Annotated in this window: 5 protein-coding genes; 2 read left to right on the forward strand and 3 right to left on the reverse strand. The window is 59.6% G+C overall.

What is annotated here, in order from left to right; translation table 11 throughout:
• From V3W31_08205 to V3W31_08215, 3 genes are all read right to left on the reverse strand, one after another.
• Positions 1-486 (reverse strand): methyltransferase (locus V3W31_08205; GenBank protein MEE9614911.1); only part of this gene is annotated, 486 nt, incomplete at its 3' end.
• A 10-nt stretch (positions 487-496) separates the two neighbouring features.
• Positions 497-1,888: a DUF1015 domain-containing protein gene (locus V3W31_08210; GenBank protein MEE9614912.1), complete on the reverse strand. Its 1,392-nt coding sequence runs from the start codon at positions 1,886-1,888 to the stop codon at positions 497-499.
• A gap of 182 nt (positions 1,889-2,070) precedes the next feature.
• Positions 2,071-2,370, reverse strand: coding sequence for a SpoVG family protein (locus V3W31_08215; GenBank protein MEE9614913.1), 300 nt, complete (start codon positions 2,368-2,370; stop codon positions 2,071-2,073).
• Positions 2,371-2,810: 440 nt separating this feature from the next.
• On the opposite strand from V3W31_08215, the gene purM reads away from it, so the two are divergent.
• A complete protein-coding gene (gene purM / locus V3W31_08220) occupies positions 2,811-3,854 on the forward strand; it encodes a phosphoribosylformylglycinamidine cyclo-ligase (protein MEE9614914.1) in 1,044 nt (347 codons plus the stop codon).
• A gap of 172 nt (positions 3,855-4,026) precedes the next feature.
• Positions 4,027-4,377 carry a tetratricopeptide repeat protein gene (locus V3W31_08225; GenBank protein ID MEE9614915.1) on the forward strand — a complete coding sequence of 117 codons (351 nt, stop codon included), beginning with the start codon at positions 4,027-4,029 and terminating at the stop codon, positions 4,375-4,377.
• Positions 4,378-4,390: the final 13 nt, after the last annotated feature.

Consider the following 4,390-nt stretch of genomic DNA (forward strand, 5'->3'; position numbering starts at 1 on the left):
GCCCGCAAGGTGGGCCGATACGCGGACGAGTTCGTCGAGCCCCCCCATAATTTCGGTCCTGGCCGCCGCCCTTCCGGGGTGCGGGCTTACCCTGCCCGCACCACTCTTTACGTACGGGGGGTTGCTCACGACAACGGAGAAGGAACCCTCGGGATAGACCGAAGGTGCCATCCGCCAGTCCATCTCCACTATCTCGACCCTCGACCCGAGCCCGTTGGCGCGTACGTTCCCGCGCGCCGTCTCCGCCGCCTCCCCTTCGGCCTCGACCCCTACGACCCTCTCCACCCCCGTCTTCCAGGCAAGCAGGAGCAGCATTACGCCGGAGCCGGTGCCGAGGTCCACGACCGTGTCTTTTTCTCCCGGTTGGGGCAGGAACTCCGCGAGGAGGAACGAATCCTCCGTTACGCGATAACCGGCCTTCTTCTGAATAAAGGTGTAGGGGCCGAGCGGCTCCAGCGTCTCGTCGGCTGCGGGTCGTACGGCCATCTCTTCGCTCTCAGTCCAGGGGGTTAATGACGAGGCCGGAGAGGAGTTTCGGATAGAAGTAGGTGGACTTCTGCGGCATAAGAAGCCCCGCCTCCGAGACCTCTCTTATCTCCCCCACCTTCGTAGGGTTCATTATGAAGGCAAGCTGGTTGGCGTCCTCTGTTGCGGCCTCCAGGGCGTCGCCCGTGTCCTTTACGTAGCGGATATTCGTCTGCGCCTCCTGCGCCTCACGGGTTATGCCGAGGATTTTGTCCAGTATCAGGGAGTGGAGGACCGTCACGTCCAGGGACTTATAGACCTCCGGTATGGCGTCGCCGAAGAGCTCGTCCATTATCCCCGTCTTATCGAGCGTCAGGAGGTGGTACCTGTCTTCACCCTTTATCCGGAGGCCGAAGCGGGCTTGTCCCCCCTCTCCCCCCTCCCCGAGCTTCTTTAAGAGCTCATCCCTTGCGGCGGCTTCACTGCCTTCGTCAAACGGGAGTTCCTCTATATCGAAGTACTCCCCGCACTTTTTGAGGAAGCCTGTCGGCTCGAACCCCCCCAGGCTGTGCACGACCCTGTGGGTGGGGAATACGGAGAGCCCCTCCTCGTCCATATTCGAAAAGTACGTCATCACGTAGTCGAAGGGCTCCTCCCCCTCCTCCCCACCATCCCCGCTACCCTCCCTCATCATATTCCTGTAGTTAAGGGCCGTCTCGTAGCGGTGATGTCCGTCCGCTATGAAGAGCGCCTTCTTCCGCATCGCGGCACAGACGCCGTCTATAACGTCCGGGGCGCTTATCCTCCAGAGCCGGTTCTCCGTACCGTCGTCGTCTGCCACCTCTATCATGGGCGAGCCTATCATAGGCTTGCCTATCATAGGCTCGCCGTCCGCGCCGCCTTCCAGGAGTCCGTTTACCCGAAGCTCCGGGTCCGAGTAAAGGGTGAATATGCAGCTAAAGTTCGCCCTGCATGCCTTCATGAGGTTAAGCCTGTCGGCCTTTGGGCCGGAGAGCGTCCTTTCGTGGGCGTGTATCGACCCCTTGCCCGGCTCTTCGATCCTCGAAAGTGCGATAAAGCCCTTCCTCTCTCTCCTCCCCCCCCTCCCCCCGCTCCCCCCGCCGGGCAGGCCGTAGGTCTGGGTGTAGTAGTATATGGCGGGGGTCTCGTCCCTCCCGAGCACCCCCTCCTCCGTCCATTTATACAGCTCGGCGGCGGCCCTGGAGTACCGGTCGCTGCCCGTGACGTCGGTGGGGGTTGTCTTTCCGAGTATGAGCCTTACTATATTATTGGGGTGTCTGCGGTAGAGTATCTCCTGCCTTTCAGGAGATATGACGTCATAAGGCGGGGCCATCACCGCCTTAAGTTCCCCCACCTTCTCCGGGTGGTATAGAAGTCCCCTGAACGGTCTAATGTTCGCCATAAGAAAACGCCTTCCTTCGGGTTTAGTAATAGAGATCCCGGTGCCCCGTAAATTTACTACCTGCGGCCCGGTATTGTCAACGGAAAACCGTCTGTCCTGAAAAGACCGACAGATTACAAAGAAGGCCGGACGGGTTTTAACTCGTCCGGCCTTCTTTAATGATCCGCCCCGCTTCGCCGAGTTCAGGCCCGGGAGGGCCTGGGCGAAGTCACGCCCGTTGCCGGGGCGGCAACCACGCGCTTATACTCATCGAGGACCCGAAGCTCGAGCTTCTCCCTCGTTTCCCTGTCAAGGGGATGGACGAGGTCCCTGTAGCTGCCGTCCTTCATCCTCTTCGCCGGCATGGCTACGAAGAGCCCGGCTCCCCCCTTTATGACCTTCACATCCCGTATGATGAAGCAGTCGTCCACTTTGAGGGTTACAAAGGCCTTAAGTTTCTCGTCGCCAGCCACCGGCAGAATACTTATCTCAGTGATGTTCATGGTCGACCTCCTTGGTTTGCCTTTCTACACACACCGGGTATGGGATAACATTCCGTTATGACGTTACAGTATACCTGGTACGAAATGTCCGAAGCTCAAAGCTATAGGGGTTAAACCCCGTACTCACGGTCGTATGGCCCTGAGCGGCTTATTGCAATAAGGGCCGGCGGCTTTTACGCAAAAAAGTACTCCACAACAGCTGCATACTGTAATAGTTGCAATGACTATGCCAAAAAGTAATAGTGGAAAAGGTAAAGAAAGCACACCCTCTTTAGACCCGGTTGCGTATACCTGTTGACAAGGTGCGGATAAGATGTGCAAAGGGTGTGTGCAAACTGTGCACACCCTCTTTCCCGACTGACAGTCATGGGCCGCCCATGACTGTCAGCCCGCCACTGAAGGTTGACTTTAAGGGGCGGTTGGACTATCTTATAAAATCGATGAAAAAACGGCTCACATATAAGAGCTCCGGCGTCGACATAAGCGAGGGAGAGAGGCTCGTAAAGCTGATAAAACCCCTTGCCTCGCGGACCTCCCGCAGCGGCGTCATCGCCGGCATAGGCGGCTTCGGGGCGCTCTTTTCCGGACGCTTCAAGGGTTTAAGGGACCCGGTCCTCGTATCCGCCACCGACGGGGTCGGCACAAAGCTCATGGTCGCCTTCATGACCGGCCGGCACTCGACCGTCGGGAGGGATCTGGTGGCCATGAGCGTAAACGACATAGTGACCACCGGGGCGGAGCCGCTCTTTTTCCTCGATTACCTTGCAACAGGAAGGCTTGACGCCCGGAGGGCGTCGTCGATAATAAAAGGGATAGCCGCGGGGTGCAGGGAGGCGGGGTGCGCGCTTGTCGGAGGGGAGACCGCCGAGATGCCGGGCATGTACTCACCCGGCGAGTACGACCTCGCGGGCTTTGCCGTGGGGGTGGTGGATAGAAAAAAAATAATAGACGGCTCCGCCGTACGCGCCGGGGACGCGCTTATAGGGCTCCGGTCGAGCGGGCTCCACAGTAACGGCTACTCGCTGGCGAGGAAGGTACTGTTCGACAAGCTCGGCCTCGGACTTAAAGACAAACCCCGAGGGCTCGGAAAGACGGTCAGCGCCGAGCTCCTGACACCGACAAGGATATACGTAAAGCCGATATTAAAACTCATGAAGGACTTTAAGATACGCGGCATCGCGCACATAACCGGCGGGGGGCTTACGGAGAACGTCCCGAGGATACTGCCGAAGGGGGTTAAGGCCGTGATAGATAAAAGTTCCTGGCCGCTGCCCCCGGTATTCAAGCTCATCCGGGACGGCGGCGGCATATCCGAAGCCGAGATGCTCAGGACCTTCAACTGCGGCATAGGCATGGTGCTGGTGGTACGGAGCGCCGAGAGCCGGGCAGTAGTTAAAAAACTCGAACGGATGGGCGAGAAGGCCCGGGCCATTGGAGTGGTGGCCGGAAAAGGGAGAGGACGCCCCGCCGTCGAATTCGTATGAACATGCCCGCCTTAGCGGACAGGAATGCGTAGCGCCCTCGAAATAGTCCGCCGCCGGCCACAACTACGAGGCGCTCAGGATAAACCCGGCCTTCACCCCGGCATACAGCGAGCTTAAGTTCCACCTGGCCGAACTGGAGCTCTTCTCCGGAGCGAGGAGCTACGTTGCCGACATGCACCTGAAACTCGGGATGCTCTTCATAGAAGAAGATATGTTTGCGGAGTCGCTCCACCACTACACCGAGGCGCTCCGCGTAAGGCCCGAGTACCTCCCGGCACGCATGGCCCTGGGGGCACTCTACGGCCGTACGGGCCGCTACGACAGGGCCGTGGAGGAGTTTCCGGCGTGTCGTCTCCGGCTCGCCCCGGCCAACCCCTCTGCCCACTACAACCTCGGTCTCGCGCACGAGATGAGGGGTTCTATCGACGAGGCCGCCCGCCACTACGGAAAGGCACTGGAACTGGACCCCGACCACCCGAAAGCGAAAAAGCGGCTGGAGAGGATCGAGAGCGGCGGCGGGTAGCCCCCCACCCCAC

The sequence above is a fragment of the Thermodesulfobacteriota bacterium genome (assembly GCA_036482575.1).
GTDB lineage: Bacteria > Desulfobacterota > GWC2-55-46 > GWC2-55-46 > JAUVFY01 > JAZGJJ01.